The sequence below is a fragment of the Sinomicrobium soli genome (assembly GCF_003285545.1).
Lineage (GTDB): Bacteria > Bacteroidota > Bacteroidia > Flavobacteriales > Flavobacteriaceae > Sinomicrobium.
This window is the reverse complement of sequence record NZ_QLNV01000023.1, coordinates 14,933-34,343: the sequence shown is the minus strand read 5'-3', so window position 1 is coordinate 34,343 and position 19,411 is coordinate 14,933. Positions and strand designations below refer to the sequence as shown.

Genomic DNA, 19,411 nt, shown 5'->3' with positions numbered 1-19,411 from the left:
GCCAGAGATGCCCTGGAAGCCGGAAAGCATGTCATGCTCGAAAAAGCCATGACCTTTACCCCGGAACAGGCCCTTCAACTGGTAGATATTGCCGGCAGACATAAAAAACAGACCCTGCAGGTAGGACACCAGTACCGGTATTCTCCCGTCTATTATAAGGTAAAGCAGATGATACAGAACGGTTATCTCGGCAAGGTGACCCAGATCGATGCCCGCTGGGACCGCAATTCGGACTGGCGCAGGCCGGTACCCGACCCTGGTCTGGAACGAAAGATCAACTGGCGGATGTACCGGGAATATTCCGGGGGGCTTCCCGCCGAACTGCTCTCCCACCAGATGGACTTTATCCACTGGGCCTTCGACTGCAGGCCCACCACCATCTACGGCACCGGGGGCATAGACCGGTATAAGGACGGCAGGGAAACCTATGACAACGTTCAGGTAAATATCAGGTATGAAAAAGAGGGTATGATAGGCAATTTCGGGGTTACTTGTTCTAATCAGCACGACGGGTACTCCTTCCGTATCAAGGGTTCCAAAGGCACTGTATCTCTATTGATACGTAATGGTCTCTTTTACCCCGAACCCGAAACCCGGAAAGAGCTGGAGGAGGTAGACGGGGTAAGTGGCGCTACAAAACTAACCTGGAGTAAGGATAAAAAGGGTATCAAGCTGAGTAACGAAAAGCTAAAAGACGGCAGCTATTATGCCTTCAGAGATTTTTACAGTGCCATTTCCGAAAACACCTTGCCTGATTCCAATGTGTATACCGGGGGTACCACTGCCATATGTGCCGCTTTGGCCAATACCTCCCTGTACACTGGAACCGTTCAGTCATGGAATCCCGAATATAACTTACATCCGCTGTAAAATAATCTCGGGCCAAAAAAAGAATTCCTCTCCGTACGGAAGGAGAAAAAAGCACCTGGACACTGCCACCAAAGCATTTTTAATCTTATGTGAGGTGTTAGAAATTTAAATATAAATACTTTATAAAACCCTATGAAAAAGACACAAATTATCAAACTATCTGTTATGAGCCTCATGACATCTTTATGCCTTGCTCAATGCACTCCTGAAAAAAAACAGCAGAGTGACGAGTGGGATTACCTGTTTGATGGAAAAACCCTCAACGGATGGACAAAAATTACGGGAACAGCAGACTTCATTGTAGAAGACAGCGCCATTGTGGGTATCACCAGATCTAAAACTCCCAACACCTTCCTCGTCTCTGAAAAACAATACGATGATTTTATCCTGGAAGTGGATGTCAAAGTAGAGGATGATTTCGGCAACTCCGGAGTTCAGATACGAAGCCATTATGATCCGGACGGAAAGAACGGTAAAGGATTGGTGTATGGTTATCAGGTGGAAATAGATCCTACAGAAAGAAACTGGTCTGGCGGAATTTTTGATGAAGGGCGTAGAAAATGGTTATATCCTCTTTCTCTTAATCCGGAATCACAAAAGGCATTCAAAAAGGGTCAATATAATACTTTTCATATCGAAGCTATAGGCCATGAGATCAAGACATGGATTAATGGTGTGGAAACATCTTATATCGCAGATGACGCTGATGCCCGCGGATTTATAGGCTTTCAAGTGCACAAGATTGCAAACCCGAAGCATGAGGGTATCAGGACCTATTTCAAAAATATCAGGATAAAAACAAAAAACTTGAAGTCCACGCCTTTTAAAAAGGACGTTTTTGTGGTTAATAATCTAAAAAATGAACTTACAACATATGAAAAAGATCACGGATGGCAACTGCTCTTTAATGGAAAAAATGGTCAGGGATGGGTTGGCGCATATAAAGATCAATTCCCCGCTTCCGGATGGACCGTAAACAACGAGATACTTTCTATAGAAGCCTCCGGAGGAGAGGAGTCTGCCAATGTTGGAGATATCGTTACCAAGAATGAGTATAGTACTTTCGACCTCGCATTTGATTTTCAGCTAACAGAAGGAGCAAACAGCGGGGTAAAATATTTCGTTACCCTCTCCGAAAATAACCCGGGATCAGCCATAGGCCCGGAATACCAGATTCTGGATGACAAAAGACACCCCGATGCTAAAAAAGGGCGTAACGGTAATCGCACATTGGCCTCCCTATACGACCTGATCGCTGCCAAAAAACAGTCCCGGTTCGTAAAACCCGTAGGAGAATGGAACAAAGGTCGGGTAATCGTATACCCAGACAACAAGGTAGAGCATTACCTCAACGGAGCTAAAGTGTTGGAATACCATCGAGGGTCCGAAGCATTCCGGAATCTCGTAACACAAAGCAAACACAAAATATGGAAAAATTTCGGTGAAGCTACGGAAGGTCATATTTTACTTCAGGATCACGGCAACAAAGTCAGTTTTAAAAATATTAAAATAAAAGAATTAAAATAGCAGCTATATGAAACGAAGGTCTTTTATAAAAAACTCGGCTTTGGCTACTGCAGGGCTCTCCACTATAGGCACCCTGGGATTTACTGCCAAAAGCTATAATCGCATAATAGGGGCTAATGACCGACTCAATATAGCTATTGTAGGGTTAGGCAGAAGGCTCGGAGCTTATATAAATCCCGTAGTTCGAAAGGAAAGTAATATTAATCTGAGTTATTTGTGCGACGTCATGAAATCACAGCGTGAAAAGGCCGCAAAAAGATTTGCGGAAAAGGGGCTTTCCGAAACTCCGATACTCGAAAACAGTTTCTTTAAGGTACTTGAAGACAAAAATGTGGATGCCATCCTGAATGCCACTCCAGATCACTGGCACGCGCCGGGAACATGGCTCGCACTGGAAGCAGGTAAACATACCTATGTGGAAAAACCCTGCAGCCATAATCCGAAAGAGGGAGAACTTATTATCGCCTACCAAAAAAAATATAATAAGATCGTTCAAATGGGAAATCAGCAACGTTCTTCCCTCCCCAGTATAGAGATTATCCGGGAGATCCATAATGGTATCATCGGACATCCATATCAGGCTGTCGCTTTTTATTCCGCAAACCGTGGTCAGGTTGTTGCTCCCCGTAAAGCTTCCGTACCTGAAGGCCTGGACTGGGATCTCTTCCAGGGGCCTGTTCCGAGAAGGGAATATACCCACGACACCTGGGATTACAACTGGCACTGGTACGGATGGGATTTCGGAACCGCGGAAGCGGGAAACAATGCAACACATGAACTTGATATTGCAAGATGGGCCCTAAAGGTAAATTTTCCGGAAAAAGTGATCTGTCAAGCTGAAAAAAGACACTGGCCAGAGGACGGATGGAGCATGTATGATACCATGAACGCTACTTTTGAATTTGAAGGCAACAGTAAAACCATTAACTGGGACGGAAAAAGCCGGAACGGATATAATACCTATGGCAAGGGAAGAGGAACCCTTATTTACGGAACGGAAGGTTCCGTTCTGGTAAACCGCACGGGGTATACCTTATATGACCGTAATGGAAAATCTATAAAAGAACGTAAAGGAGGTGGTTCTGAAGCAGGAACCCAGCTTGGTGGCGGCGGAGATATCTCTACTGCTCATGTAGTCAATTTCTTCGAAACCATTCGAGGAAAAGAGCAGCTCAATTCCCCTATTGAAGAAGGGGTCAAAAGTACATTGCTCTGTCATCTCGCTAATATTTCATACCGCACCGGAGAGACTCTGGAATGTAATCCTGAAAACGGACATATTAAAAACAGCAGAAAAGCCAGAGCCTTATGGACAAGGGAGTATGAAAAAGGATGGGAGCCTCAGAGGTTACTTTAACTCACCCCTTGATTTACCATACCGAAAACATAACCAGTTTATGGTTTTCTGAAAGAATTATTACGACAATTTAGTTCAAAGAATAATCATGAAAAAACATCTCCGGCACTATATACTGCCTTACCTTGCAACACTGGTCATTGTCCTTTCCGCTTACGGAAACCCCATAGAAGCCTGCCCTGTGATCTTTTCGGATTCCGTATCCCGAAAGCCGGCGATCCCGCGGCAGGTTATTGACATAGACGGGACCGCCATCCTGAACACCTTCAGGGGGCTGGGCGCCATACCGAGTTATGAAAAACTGCTGTACGACTATCCCGAACCGCAGCGATCAGAGATCCTCGACTACCTTTTCCTGCCCGGTTACGGGGCATCCCTGCAGGTACTCAAGGTGGAAATAGGCTACGACGGGAACAATACGGCTGTTTCCTGGCCCAGTTACAAAAGGACTCTTGAGGAAACACCGGATTTCGAACGGGGATATGTCTGGTGGCTGATGAAGGAAGCCAAAAAGAGAAATCCCGGTATTAAACTTTCCGCCCTGCACTGGGGGTATCCCGCATGGGCGAAAACAGACGACCAGAAAGCGGAATTTGTTTTCGGTTTTGTACGGGGAGCAAAAGAAAAGCACGGCCTGCATATCGATTATATCGGGGGTAACCAGAACGAGCAATACAAAGACCACAAGGCACATGTCAATACCGCAATGACCATAAAATTACGGCAGCTGCTCGACAATAATGGTTATGACAGTGTAAAGATCGTCGCGGCCGATGAAGGGGCTATGGTAAAAAAGTTCCAGGTCGTCGACAAAATGCAGGAAGAACCTCTTTACGCCAAAGCCGTAGACATTATCGGGGTGCACTACAAAAGCCGCCCCTCCGGTTTTATGCCCGATGCCGCCTATACGTTCAATAAGGAGATCTGGTCTACCGAAGACGGAGGGGGAAGCTACAGGAACATAAAAAGCGGATATGGCTGGGTAAACCAGATCATCAGGCTGTTGCTGGAGGTAAAAATGAACGGTATCATACGCTGGTCCATGACGGCTTCCGTATACGATAATATGCCGTGGGCTTCCAACGGTTTTATAAATGCCGACGAACCCTGGAGCGGGCATTACGAGATAGGTTCCAACCTTTGGGCCTTTTCTCATTTTACCCAGTTCACAGCACCCGGATGGGATATCCTGGATACCGGAAAACATCATGTGTATGAGCAGAACGGGACCCGGGCGGGACAATTTATTGCCTTCAGGGCTCCTGAAGGAGACAACTATACCCTGGTGTTCAACACTTATGACAAAAATTTTCCGGAAGAAGGCGTAGACGTGGAGGTCCGGTTATCCGACGATCTCCCGGAAAAGCCTGTACAACTTTGGCGCTCTGACTTCATGAAGCCTTCGGAATGGTTTAAACAGCGAGAGGCCACTCCAGCCGGCAAAAGGAAAATTAAGGTTCACCTCGATAAGGATTGTGTCTACACCCTGTCTACCACAACGGGACAAGGCCGCGGAACTACGGTAATTCCCCCGTCCGGAAAATTTCCGTTCCCTTACACCGAAAATTTCGACGGCTATAAAAAAGACGGGATGGCCCGGTATTTTATCGACGCCAACGGGGTGTTTACCATTGCAGATTCGGGAAAAGGCCACAAGGGAAATTCGCTGAGACAAGTGGTTACTGAAGCTCCGCGTATGTGGCATACCAGACCGCTGAAACAGCCCCTCACTGAAATAGGAGATATCGCGTGGACCGACTACAGGGTTCAGGCAGATGTGTTTATGGAAAATCCCGGCAAGGTCATGTTAAGCGGAAGATTTGACGGTAACGGGGACAATGGCGGGACTTTTCTGTTAGAAGGATACTGGCTCTCTCTCGACCACCACGGAACATGGGAGCTCCTCAGAAAGGACCCTTCTGAAAACCCGAGCAACTGGAATACGGGCGAGTTTATCAGCCTGTTGTCCGGTACTGTGCCGGGGATAGACACTCAACAATGGATCACCGTCGCGCTGGAGCTCAACGGTCCTGTGATCAGGGTATTTATCGGAGATGAAAAAGTAGGCGAAGTGGTTGACGATACTTTTAAAAACGGCAATATTGCCCTCGGCTCTCTCGGGGAAGGATGCAAGGATTTTTTCTCTGCGAGTGATTCCTGGTCGAATGTCCGTTTTGACAACCTGGAAATAACTCCTGTTTCCGCAGAACACTAAATGAACGCGCTGTGAGTTCTTCTATTACCTATAAAATCATCATTTTGTCTCAATCTGTTCATTTATAATTTATCGCTACATTTTTTTAAGGAATTGCCACAAATTTGCAAAGTATTTAGCAAAAATGACATTTTATTTGAGGATAATTAATCAGCCGAATGTAATGCCTTCGGGTCATTACCGGTACACCAATTATGCTCAATATGAAAAAAAGCGATCTCCCCGGTCTGAAACATCTGTTTATCCTGTTCTTCCTTTGTGCTTCCGTTGGCACGGTTGCCGCCCAGCAACCCGGGGAAAAACAGATAAGGGGAACAGTATCTGATGAAGACGGAATTCCCCTTGCCGGGGTAAACATCCTGGTAAAGGGGACTGCTCACGGTACCCAAACCGACTTTGACGGTAATTACAGCATTGAAGTACCTTCACAAGGGGCTGTCCTTACCTTCAGTTATATCGGTTTTAAAACGGAAGAAATAGCAATTAAGGAACAGTCCTCCATTAATATTACCCTCTCTGCCAGCGAGCAGTCCCTGGATGAGGTGGTGGTCATCGGGTATGGCAGGCAGAAAAGGGAAACCGTTACCGGGGCGGTTTCGCAGGTGGAAAGCGAGGAAATATCAAAAGCTCCTGTTGCCAATGTTTCCGAAGCCCTGGTAGGAAAGCTCGCCGGCGTTTCGGCCCGGCAGAGCGACGGCCGTCCGGGAAATACCACCAGTTTCCAGATCAGGAACTTCGGAACGCCCCTGTACGTTATAGACGGGGTCCCCCAGGGGGCCGATCAGTACAACAACCTCAATCCCGGCGATATCGAAAGTGTAAGCGTCCTCAAGGATGCCGCCGCATCGATCTACGGGGTGCGGGCCTCCAATGGCGTCGTCCTGGTCACCACAAAATCAGGGAAGTACAACCAGAAAAGCACCATTAAAATAAACAGCTATTACGGCTGGCAGAGCCTGACAAGGTTTTATAAACCGGCACTTGCAGGCGATTATGTAAGGGCCATGGCCGAAGCAGACATCAATCAGAACGGTACTTCCAACTGGACCCGCGAAGAGGTGGCCAAATGGCAGGAAGGCACAGAACCCGGCTACCAGGGCTTCGACTGGTCGTCCTATATCCGGAAGGGGGTTCCGCAACGGTTTATCCAGGGAAGTGTTACCGGGGGCTCCGAAAAGATACACTACTATTTTTCGGCGAGCAACATCAACCAGGAAGCAGTCTTCGAAGGATATAATTTTAACCGTACCAACCTGCAATCCAATATTTCGGCAAACATCGGGAAGAGGATCAAGGCAGGGATCAGGATCAACGGAAAGATCGAAAAAAACCGAACCCCGGGTGTTCCCGGCACCGACGATTATATGCAGGCATTGCGCAGCCAGACCAAAAACAGGCCTACCGAAACCCCGTATGCCAATAACAACCCCGAATACCTGAACACCACCAGTTCCCTGCCTACCAACAATGCCATGTTTGCCGTTGCGGGATATGCCAGGGATATACAGCGCACCGTACAGACCAATTTCGACCTGGAATACGACGTTCCCGTAGAGGGATTAAAGCTAAAGGGCATCTATTCCTATTTCTATAACAACCTGTTGTACGATGTTTTTGAAAAAAGCTACGATACCTATACCTACAACCGCGAAACCGACACCTATGTAAAAACAGGCGGCCGGTCGAACCGGTACCGGTCTAAGGAGAACCGCCATATCCAGAAAAATATCTTCCGGGCCATGGCAGATTACAACAGGACGTTCAACGGGCACCATATCGCCGGGATACTGGGAGTCGAGGCGGAAGAGATAGAGACCAAAAACTTTTTCGTCCGTTCCATTCCCTCCACCAATGTCATCGAACTCATAAACGACGTCAGCGAGGTACAGGAAACCACCAACAGCCTGGACGAGCAGGCCCGCCAGGGCTATTTCTTCAGGGTGAATTACGATTACGAGAACAAGTATCTCCTCGAAGTGGCGGGACGATATGATGCCGCCTGGAAATTTGCCCCGGGAAAGCGGTGGGGGTTTTTCCCTTCCGTATCTGCGGGATGGAGGATGTCGGAAGAGCCTTTCATGAAAAACACCGGTGTTCTGAGCGACCTGAAAATACGGGCCTCGTACGGGGAAATGGGAGATGACAATATAGGTATAGGCCCCTATGCCTATTTACCCGGCTATAATTACGGTGCCGGTAATGCCGTCCTCGACGGGGAGGTTATTACGGGAATTGCTCCCCGGGGTATGCCTATTTCCACCCTTTCCTGGATCCGTTCCCGGATAACAAATGTAGGTATAGATTTTTCCATGTTCGATAATAAACTGGATGGCTCCCTGGAAGGTTTTTACCGAAAACGGACCGGGCTGCCGGGATCCAGAAATGATGTGATCCTTCCTGTAGAGGTCAATATCGACCTGCCTCCGGAAAACCTCGGGGCAGATGCTAACATAGGAATGGAATTCTCCCTGAATTACCGGAACAGCATAGGAAAGGTGTCCTATACTATCGGGGGAAATGCCACCCTCTCCCGTAAAAGGAACCTCTACACCTATAATCCGCAGTTCGGCAGCTCCTGGGACCACTACCGGAATTCGAGCGAGGACCGCTGGGCCGGCGTACAGTGGGGAAAACACGTGATCGGGAGGTTTAAGAGCGAAGAGGAGATCTCCGGTTACCCCGTAAATATAGACGGACAAAACAATACGACCCTGATGCCCGGAGATTTTATCTATGAGGATGTAAACGGCGATGGCGTTATCAACGGTATGGACGACAGGCCTACCGGTTATGGCGAAGGGCAGCAACCCTACCTGATGTACGGCCTGAACGGGGGGCTTAAATACAAGAACTTCGACTTCAGTTTCACCTTTGCGGGAGGCAGCATGCAAAGCCGGGGCCGGGGGTCGGTGGCCAAGGTGGCCCTGCTGAACAACCAGAATTCCCCCGATTACCTGCTGAACGACCGCTGGCACCGTGAAGATATTTTCGATCCGGACAGTCCCTGGGTAAGCGGTACCTATCCCGCCCTGAGAAGAACAAACCGGGAAGCCATAGACATGGGGTCGGATTTCTGGTTTCTCAATATCACCTACCTGCGCCTCAGAAATGTACAGCTGGGGTACAACCTGCCCGAAAGCATACTTTCCCTACTGAATATCGAGCAGCTCAGGTTTTATATCAACGGCTTTAACCTGTTTTCCGTCGACAATATGAAAGGCACCGGGATGGACCCGGAAATAATGGACCCCGGCGGGCATGATTATCCCCCGAACCGGGTGGTCAATGCAGGGTTTAACCTCACCTTTTAAAAGGCATAACATTATTTTCAGAATAAAGAAAAAACGATATTCCATGAAAAAAACGATTTATATTCTCATCCTGGCTTTATGTCTGGGCGGCTGTGAAGATTTCCTGGACCGCGAGCCCACCGATATCCTTGTCGACGAGCAGGTGTGGAGCGACCCTGAACTGATCCGGTCATTCCTGGCCAACCTTTACGGCAGAATGCAGCATTTTTCAGGGTTTGACGATGGCACAAGGGTGCAGATCATCGATACCGACGACGCCATGTGGTCTGCCCATATCAACGAAGACGGAAGAACCAACAACCGGCAACAGTACAATTACGATTTCAGGGGAATATGGGCCTATCCGCTCATCAGGGACCTCAATATCTTTATCGAAAACATCCAGGCTACAGACCTGCTTTCCGAAGAAGAAAAGAGCTCCTTTCTTGCAGAAGGACGGTTTTTAAGGGCTTATATATATTTCCTTGAAGTCCGCAGCATGGGCGGGGTGCCCCTGGTGCTGGAAAGTTATGATTACGACGGCACACAGGATGTGTCGGAATACCGGGTGCCACGCAGTACGGAAGCCGGGATATACGACTTTATCGCCTCTGAAATGGATGCTGTAAAAGACGACCTGCCCCAGGACGGGACCAGCAGGACCCGGGCCAACCGGTGGACTGCCCTGGCCCTGAAATCGCGTTCCATGCTTTATGCCGGTGCTATTGCCAGGTACAACAATCTCATGGACGCCCCCATAACAACCCCGGGAGGGGAAGTAGGCATTCCGGCAGACCGTGCCGAAGATTATTACCGGCAATCCCTGGAAGCTTCCCTCGAGATTATCGGGGAAGGGCCCTATGACCTGTACAATAACAACGCCGATAAACAAGAGAATTTTTACGAAGCACTGGTCAATAAAAACTCCCCCGAAGTGATCTGGGCCTACGACTACAGCCAGGACGGGAAAACCCACAAGTTTACATTTTACAATATTCCGCGTTCCCTGAGGGAAGCACCGGACAATTCTTCGGGTACCGCGCCCTCTCTCCACCTCGTGGAAACCTATGACTACCTGAACGGCGATGAAGGTGAGCTCAGGACCATGAACAGCGCAGGAGACGACTATGTGTATTATGACCATCCCGAAGATATTTTTGCCGGCAAGGACCCCAGGCTCTGGGGTACAGTCATCTATCCCGGGGCCGCCTTCAGAGGAGAAAAGGTAAGTATACAGGCGGGAGTACTGGCCTGGAACGGAAGTTCCTATGATATGGCCTCCAGTAATAAACTGGGAGACACCTATTCCGACGGCGGGCTCATGGTTGGGCTCGACGGACCACTGCCGAGTATCGGTTTTAACACCAATACCGGGTTTTATATCAGGAAACATCTCGATACCCGAACCGGCTCCGGCAACCAGGGCGACGGAAGTGATGTGTGGTGGGTGCGCTTCCGCCTCGGGGAGATACTGCTGAATGCCGCAGAAGCTTCCTTTGAACTGGGAGACGAGGCCACTGCCCTGAAATACATCAACCGGCTAAGGGTACGGGCAGGGTTCCCGGAAAACAGCCTTACCGAACTCTCTCTTGAAAAAATCGCGGAGGAAAGACAGGTAGAGCTGGCCTTCGAAGACCACCGCTGGTGGGACCTGAAACGCTGGAGACTGTCTCATGTATTCTATGACGGAGACCCCGATTCCGACATCGCCAAGATAAAGGCCCTCTGGCCCTATCGCGTGGTTCGTCCGGACGATCCTGCGAAACACAACAAGTATGTCTTTATCAGGAGAAACGCACCGAGATTCGGTTCGCCCATGTATTTCAGGCTTGGTAATTACTATTCCAAAATTCCCCAAAATGCGATAAATGCCAACCCCCTGCTGGTTCCGAACCCGTTCCACTGACAGTGAAAGCCCGGAACCCGGGGCTGGAAGCCAGGTCAGTAACCGTTCGGGGTATTGACCCGCTTAAGGCAACAGTCATAAACTCAACCAGACACAACCTGATGTACATAAGTTGTATAACTAAATTTTATTTCGATGAAAAAAATAATCCCCGTAGTTTTCGCTATTTTAGCACTTATGATGTTAATCTCCTGCGAATACGACAATTACGACGAACCCGGCTCCGTACTGGAAGGCAGGTTTGTCTATAACGACCGGCAGGTGGGGGTCAAAAACGACCTGGACGTCATACGCCTGTATGAAGAGGGCTGGCAGAACATGACCCCGATCGACGTATCCGTAAATCACAACGGCATATTCAGGGCCGCCCTTTTTGACGGAGATTACAGGCTCGCCCTCAGTCCCGGAAGCGGGCCCTGGGAAGACATTCCGGATACTCTTGACTTCCGGCTGGAAGGGAGCAGGGTGATCGATATCCCGGTACAACCCTTTTTCTGGATCAGTAATGAAACTTTTGAAGTAAACGGCTCCGAACTGACGGCTACCTTTGATCTTGAGAAGGTCACGACAGACCGGGAGCTCCATTCCGTAGCCCTTTTTGTCGGGAATACTTCCCTGGTGGACGAACAATACAACGCAAAAGATGTCAGGATAAACGCTGAGGATATAAACGGGCCGGACGATCCGGTCTCCATAACAATCGATATTGCCGGCATCCGGGAGGATTTCCTGTATGCGCGCATCGGGGTGAGAGCTACCGGCAATCAACAATTCATTTTCTCCCCCGCAAAAAAAATAGAATTCTGAACGGAAGGAAACACTTAAAACATCAAACACATGAAAAACTTAATATCCGGTTCCGTTCTTGCCCTCGGTATCGCCCTGTCGGTCTGCGGTTGTAAACAGAAGGAAAACCGGTCAGGGGAAGGCGAAACGGCTACCCCCGACAAACCCAACATCATCCTGATCATGTCAGACGACATGGGATATTCCGATATCGGCACCTACGGGGGCGAGGTCAATACTCCTAACCTGGACCTCCTGGCAGAAAACGGATTGAGGTTTACACAGTTTTACAATACGGCGCGCTGCTGCCCTACAAGGGCATCGCTGATGACCGGCCTTTACCCGCACCAGACCGGGATCGGGCATATGACCAATCCGCCGAAGTCTGACCAGCACGATATGGGACTGCCTGCCTATCGCGGGTTTCTGAACAAAAACAATATAACCCTTGCCGAGCTGCTGAAACAGGCAGGCTACAAGACCTATATGGCCGGAAAATGGCACCTCGGTATGGAAAAAGAGGACCAATGGCCCCTGCAACGGGGGTTCGACCGCTTTTACGGTATTCTTCCCGGGGCGGCCAACTATTTTGAACCACGCGCCCCCCGGGGTATTACGGCAGATAACGAGCAGGTGGAGATTACGGATAAAAACTATTACATCACCGACGCTTTCACCGACCATGCCCTGCAATTCATAGACGAATCGCGGGAGGGAGACGAGAGCAGCCCGTTTTTTCTGTACCTTGCCTATACCGCACCACACTGGCCTTTACAGGCCCCAAAAGAAGATATAGACAAATACCGAGACAGGTACGGTGCAGGGTGGAAGGCTGTAAGGGAGGAACGTTTCGAACGCATGAAGGAAATGGGGATTATCAGTGAAGGCGATATGTTGTCGGAACAAGATTCGCCGGAGTGGGAAAGCCTTTCTGATGAAAAGAGAGCGGAAATGACGTTGAGGAGAGCTATTTATTCGGCACAGATAGACCGTATGGACCAGAATATAGGACGGCTGGTAGATCATCTCAGGAACAGCGGGCTGCTGGAAAATACCCTGCTGGTTTTCCTGAACGACAACGGGGCCTGTGCCGAAGGTGGCATGCTGGGCGGGGGCAAGGCAGAAAACCTCGAGACCACTACCGGGTATTTCCTCAGTTACGGGCAGGCCTGGGCCAATGCCTCAAACACCCCTTTCCGCAAATACAAGCACTGGCTGCACGAAGGCGGGATCGCCACCCCGCTTATCGTACACTGGCCCGCACATACCGGGAAAGAGGAACGGGGTAAGATAATACGCGAATACGGCTTTCTCCCCGATATCATGGCCACCTTTGCCGAGGTGTCAGGAGCGGCCTATCCACGGAATTACAAAAACCACGATATCCCCCCCATGGAAGGCAAAAGCCTTGTGCCCCTTATCGAAGGGAACCCGGGACAGGTACATCAACAGCCCATTTTCTGGGAACACGAAGGCAATAAGGCCGTTCGCCTGGGCGACTATAAACTGGTTATGGAATGGAAAGGGAAGGACAAAAACCACTGGGAACTGTACAATCTTGCGGAGGACCGCAGCGAAGAACACGACATTTCGGAAGAAGAACCCGGCAGGGTAAACGAGATGGCCGCCATGTGGACAAAATGGGCAGAAGAAAAACAGGTGGAGCCCTGGGACAGGATACTGGATATCATGAACCGGAAAAAATAATGATATGAAGCATATATGTGCCGTGCGGGAACGTCTGAATTACAGCATAAATAACCCGCTTTTATAATTTCAAAACCTTTAATCATGTCAAAGATCAGAAAAATAACATTTCTGTTTTTCCTGCTGGCCGTCGTGTCGAACGCGCAGCAGAAGCATCAGCCCAATGTAGTTATCGTCATGGCCGACGACCTGAACAGTAACGAACTGAGTTGCTACGGGGGCGAAAACCTCAAGACCACCCATATCGACGCCCTTGCGGAAGAGGGGATGAAATTCGGGCAGATGATCTGCTCCGAAGCCATGTGTGTGCCTACGAGAGCCTCCCTGTTTACAGGGCTTTACCCGGTACGCCACGGGTCCTTTCAAAATCACAAAAGGGTGTACGACAGCCTGGATATCAAAAGTGTACCGCATTACCTGGGCGCCCTGGGATATCGTGTAGCCCTTACCGGGAAAGATCACAGTACCCGGCCGAGACAGGTATTTCCCTTCGATATCGTCGAAGGCTTTGAGCCCAATTGCGTATCGCCTACCGACGACTATTCCCTGGACCAGGTCAGGGAGTATATCACGGGCTCCGACCAGCCTTTCTGCCTGTTTGTGATGAGCACGAACCCTCATAAACCCTGGACGATGGGCGATCCTTCCGAATTCGATGCCGATAAACTGAAACTGCCCCCGAACTGGGTGGACACCCCGGAAACGAGAACGGCCTTTACAAAATATCTGGCCGAAATAAGAAGACTGGACAACCAGGTGGGCGATGTCGTAGCCATGCTTAAGGATACAGACCTCTACGACGATACCATTGTCATTTTCCTCGGCGAACAGGGAGGCCAGTTTGCCGGAGGGAAATGGACCCTGTGGGACATGGGGCAAAAGAGCTCCATGATCGTGAAGTGGAACAAGGAAGTGGAAAAGGGATCGGTAACCGATGCCATCGTACAATATGAGGATATCACCCCTACCCTGATCGATATCGCAGGAGGGGACCCCGTAAAAAACCTGGACGGAAAAAGTTTTCTCCCGGTACTGAAAGGGCAGTCTGACCATCTCAGGGAATACGCTTTCGGTGTTCACAACAATATTCCCGAAGGCCCGCCCTACCCGATCCGGAGCGTCCGGAACGAGCGCTATAAGCTGGTCAGAAACCTGTTGCCGGAAGAGGACTATTACATCAAGTGGTTTATGAACCCCGAACGGCTCGATAAAGTATGGGCGTCGTGGGTCAAAAAAGGGGAAACTTCGGCACAGGCAAAACAGCTGCATACACGGGTTACCAAACGTCCGGCTATCGAGTTCTACGATCTGCGTAACGATCCCTACGAACTCAATAACCTGGCCGGTGATCCTGCTTACAAGGGTAAAATAGCTGATTTCGATGCCGCACTGGAGCAGTGGATGGAAGCGCAGGGAGACCGCGGGGCATCAATAGACAGGAAATATAATAAGCGAAAATAACCCCTCAACAGCAATAGCCCACCCGGAAACCCATCCGTACTTTTTGAGCGGCAGCATGGAAGAAAGTACGGGTGGGCACGGTGTGTAAGAGAACCGCAAAAACCGGCCCGAAGATTGGAACGCATAACGACCTCAAACCCTGTCAGAATACTCTGTTTTTTACTGTGGGCAGCATGTATACAGGCGGCCGCACAACGGAATATTACCTTCAGGAACTATTCGGTGGAAGACGGCCTGGTTTCCAATACCATATGGACCATCGCCCAGGACACACAGGGGTATATGTGGTTCGGGAGCAGGAACGGGCTGAGTCGTTTTGACGGTTATGAGTTCAAGTCTTACCAGTTTTGCGGTGACTCCCCTGCCCCGCTCGGAAATAATTTTGTTCATTCCACGCTCTTCTACGATGAGGATAACCTGTGGATAGGTACCGACAAGGGGGTTTACATCCTGCGGTTGCAGGAAGAACGGTTCAGCCATTTCAAACCCCTCGGGAATCTCATAGTCAAAGACATAGCAAAGGACAAAAAAGGAAATGTATGGATTGCCACAGCGGGCAGGGGCCTGTTCAAATACGATCCGGATAAGGATTCCTTCACTGATTATTCCGAAAAGGCCGGGTTGTCGTCAAAGAAAATACGAAAGATCATTTTTGACGATACGGGGAATTTATGGCTTGCCACTTTCGGGATGGGCATTGACGTCCTGGACCCGGAGACCAGCCGGGTAAAAAACTACAGGGGCAGGGAAGACGGCCTGCACAGCAATTTAATGCTCACCGTATACCAGGACCTGAAAGGACGGATATGGGCGGGAAGCTTTGATGGCGGTTTAAGCCTGTGGCAGCCCGAAAAAGGAAAATTCAGGACCTATACCAAAGACACCAATGGCCTCAGCAGTAATATTGTGCGTTCCATACTACAGGTAGGTCCCGGCGAGTTACTGGTAGGTACAGAGAAAGGGCTGAATATACTGGACCTCTCCAAAGAGGAGTTCCGGGCCTATGTCCACAACCCGGGAGACCCGCACAGCCTTAGTGGTAATGCGGTATACAGCATTTTCAAGGACAGGGATAACGGTATCTGGCTGGGCACCTACTTCGGGGGGCTGAGTTATTACAGCAACAAGCCCGTAGGGTTTGAAAAATTCTATCCCACCCGGAATGGAAATGCCCTTACCGGCGGGGGAATAAGCAGTATCGTGGAGGAAAAACCGGGAGAGTTCTGGATAGGCACTGAAGATGAAGGCTTGCACTACTACGATTCCAAAGCAAACATTTTCAGAAAATATCCCTTCAGGGAAGATCAGGAACCCCTTTCGTATTTCAATATCCTGTCTCTTGAGGATGTCGGTGACCAGCTGTGGATAGGGACCTTCTCCGGCGGACTGAATGTCTACGACAAAACGACGGGAAAGGTATCTGTCTATAAGCACAAGGCGGGAGACCCGGGCTCGCCGGGTGCAAATAACATTTTTTCCATATACAGGGACCGAAGCGACGTGATCTGGGTGGGTACCTCACACGGCTTGAGCACATATGACAAGGCCCATGACAATTTCCGCAGCGTAGACCACATGGGACTCTCCCGGAAATTTATCACCGACATCTACGAAGATAATACCGGGACGATCTGGATTGCCGTTTACGGGGGAGAACTGATCGCCCGGAAAAGGAAATCGGGAGAGTGGATCAGTTACCCCCTGGGGAATAAAAAGGAGCTGAACGGAATAGGCAGGTTTACCATCCTGGACGACAACGAAGGCCACCTCTGGCTGGGAACGGAAGGGAACGGCCTTATAAAGTTCAGTTTCCGGGAAGAGACCTTCGAAAGATATGGTAAAGAGCACGGTATCGAGGCCAACGTAGTCTACGACATCCTGCAGGACGACGACAGGACCCTGTGGTTCTCCACAAACAACGGGATATACCACTTCGATCAGCACCAGGAAAAAACAACGCATTTTAACAAATGGGATAACCTGCAAAGCAATGAGTTCAATTACAAGGCGGGTTATGTGGCCTCCGACGGAAAAATGTTCTTTGGCGGGATAAAGGGCTTCAATACGTTCTATCCCGACAGCCTGCATTTCAGCTCCTGCAACAATAACATCGTTATCCACAATTTCCAGGTCTTCAACAAAGACATCTCCCTGAACCAGCCCGGTCAGAAGATACTGTCCAGGACCATCAATTATACCGACCGTATAGAGCTATCCCACCGGCAGTCCATGATCAGTTTTGAATATGCCGCCCTGAATTACGAAGCGCCCCAGAAAATACGGTATGCTTATAAAATGGAAGGGTTCGACCAGCAGTGGAACAAGGTGGGAAAACAGCGCAAGGCCATTTATACCAACCTCCCCCCTGGACATTATACCTTTATGGTAAAGGCCGGTAGTGACCGTGAAATGCGCAGCAGTCCCGTAGCAAAAATGGAGGTTGTCATACATCCGCCGTTTTACCGGCATCCGGCAGCCTATATGCTTTATGCCGTACTGATCGCCCTGCTGGTCCTGCTGGTACGGAAAATACTGCTGCGCCGGGCCGAACGCAGAAACAGGATAAGGCTGCAACAACTCGGTGCAGAACAGGAAAAACAATTCTACAATCAGAAAATCGAGTTCTTTACCGCCATGGCCCACGAGATACGGACCCCGCTTTCCCTGATCACGGCGCCCCTGGACAAATTAATGGAACAGCAGTCATTGCCCCGGAATGTGACCAGCGAGCTGGATATCATGCACAAAAACTCAAACCGCCTGATCAACCTGGTAAACCAGCTTCTCGACTTCAGGAGAATAGAAAGCGATATCTACAAGATCAGGAAGGAAAACCTCGACCTGGTAGCCATGATCCAGGCCATATATTCCCGTTTTTCCGCCATGAAGTACCAGAAAGACGTACAGTTTACCATGAGCACCAGGGTGAGCCGGCTTTCGGTAATGGCAGATCCCGAAGCCCTGACCAAAATATTTAACAACTTGCTGATCAATGCCTTTAAGTTTACCCGGTCGGAAGTAAAACTGGAAGTACAGGAACCCTGTACTGACGAAAGCGGAAAAAGATATGCGGTGGTCACGGTAACGGACAACGGTACCGGTATCCCGGAAGAAGAACTGGAAAACATCTTTAAAAAATATTTCAAGGGCGCCGCAAATTCGCCTTCCTCAAACCTGATCGGCACCGGTATCGGCCTGTCCCTGTCCAAGTCCCTTATCGAAAAACACGGGGGGTACCTGGAGGTAAAAAGCATCCCGGAGGTGAGGACCGTGTTTAAGGTATTCCTGCCTTTCCCGGGCAACCCTGTCGAAAATACACCGGCAGAAGACCCGGAAATTCATGAAAACAAAACAGGTGCGGAATCCGGGGACGTTCCGGGAACATCCGTTCTCGTAGTAGAGGACGATGTTCCCATGCTGGATTTTTTCAGTCATAACCTGAGCCGGGAAGGTTTCAGGGTTTTCAGGGCTGCCAACGGCATACAGGCCTGGGAGATCATGGAGCAACAGGAAATAGACCTGGTACTTTCGGATGTGATGATGCCCGAAATGGACGGTATCGAGCTCTGCGAAAAAATAAAGACCACACCCGATTACAGCCATATTCCACTGGTTTTGCTCACCGCGAGAACCAATTCGGAATCCGAGATCTCCGCCATACGGCACGGGGCGGACGCCTATATTCCGAAACCGTTCAAATGGAACCACGTACAGGCCGTTATGGACAACCTTCTGAAAACAAGGGAAAAACTCAGGGAAAAATTCTCCAACCAGCCCTTTATCCCCTTACACAGCCTCGGAGGAAATGCCGGCGACAAAAAACTCCTGAAAAAAATTACCGAAATCGTCGAAGAACGTATCATAGACCCCCGGCTTTCGGTAAAGGAACTGAGTTTTGAACTGGGCATGAGCCGGTCGAGCCTGCACAGAAAGCTGAAATCCATTTCCGGAAAAGTCCCCAACGAATTTATCCGGCTCTTGCGATTAAAACACGCCGCCCGCTTACTGCACGAAAACGAATACACCATTTCCGAAGTGAGCTATATGAGCGGATTTAATTCGCCTTCCTATTTCTCCAAATGTTTTTCCGAACAGTTCAGGATGACCCCGTCCGAATTTATGGAAAAACACCTGAGCTCACACGATCATACCGGCTGGGATCCATGATATGGCAACATAAAACGGGTTTTTCTCCCCTTTTGGAAATTTTTTACAGTTTTTGCTACAAAAATGATATCTGGTGCCGCTCGGTAAAAGTATCATTGTCACTGCATTTTATATCGACATTCGCT

Annotated in this window: 10 protein-coding genes; all 10 read left to right on the top strand. The window is 49.5% G+C overall.

The annotated features are described in order from the left end of the window. Positions 1-870, top strand: an 870-nt coding sequence (locus DN748_RS18215) for a Gfo/Idh/MocA family protein (RefSeq protein WP_146746651.1), incomplete at its 5' end; no start/stop codon positions are given. A 132-nt stretch (positions 871-1,002) separates the two neighbouring features. Beyond that, positions 1,003-2,397 (top strand): 3-keto-disaccharide hydrolase, encoded by a 1,395-nt coding sequence (locus tag DN748_RS18210; protein WP_112373271.1) that lies wholly within the window; start codon positions 1,003-1,005, stop codon positions 2,395-2,397. A gap of 7 nt (positions 2,398-2,404) precedes the next feature. Next, positions 2,405-3,754: a Gfo/Idh/MocA family protein gene (locus DN748_RS18205; RefSeq protein WP_112373270.1), complete on the top strand. Its 1,350-nt coding sequence runs from the start codon at positions 2,405-2,407 to the stop codon at positions 3,752-3,754. Between the two features lie 88 nt (positions 3,755-3,842). Next, positions 3,843-5,969 carry a glycoside hydrolase family 30 protein gene (locus DN748_RS18200; protein ID WP_112373269.1) on the top strand — a complete coding sequence of 709 codons (2,127 nt, stop codon included), beginning with the start codon at positions 3,843-3,845 and terminating at the stop codon, positions 5,967-5,969. 203 nt (positions 5,970-6,172) lie between these two features. After that, positions 6,173-9,280, top strand: coding sequence for a SusC/RagA family TonB-linked outer membrane protein (locus DN748_RS18195; RefSeq protein WP_161554605.1), 3,108 nt, complete (start codon positions 6,173-6,175; stop codon positions 9,278-9,280). A 43-nt stretch (positions 9,281-9,323) separates the two neighbouring features. Continuing rightward, on the top strand, positions 9,324-11,165 hold the full coding sequence (locus DN748_RS18190) for a RagB/SusD family nutrient uptake outer membrane protein (RefSeq protein ID WP_112373267.1): 1,842 nt from the start codon (positions 9,324-9,326) through the stop codon (positions 11,163-11,165). Between the two features lie 135 nt (positions 11,166-11,300). Continuing rightward, positions 11,301-11,972, top strand: a complete 672-nt coding sequence (locus tag DN748_RS18185; protein WP_112373266.1) for a DUF3823 domain-containing protein — start codon at positions 11,301-11,303, stop codon at positions 11,970-11,972. A gap of 30 nt (positions 11,973-12,002) precedes the next feature. Further along, on the top strand, positions 12,003-13,658 hold the full coding sequence (locus DN748_RS18180; protein ID WP_112373265.1) for an arylsulfatase: 1,656 nt from the start codon (positions 12,003-12,005) through the stop codon (positions 13,656-13,658). Positions 13,659-13,742: 84 nt separating this feature from the next. Then, the gene (locus DN748_RS18175) at positions 13,743-15,119 is read left to right on the top strand and encodes a sulfatase family protein (RefSeq protein ID WP_112373264.1); all 1,377 of its coding nucleotides are present in this window, start codon (positions 13,743-13,745) and stop codon (positions 15,117-15,119) included. A gap of 114 nt (positions 15,120-15,233) precedes the next feature. Then, on the top strand, positions 15,234-19,286 hold the full coding sequence (locus DN748_RS18170) for a hybrid sensor histidine kinase/response regulator transcription factor (RefSeq protein WP_112373263.1): 4,053 nt from the start codon (positions 15,234-15,236) through the stop codon (positions 19,284-19,286). Positions 19,287-19,411 lie beyond the last annotated feature (125 nt).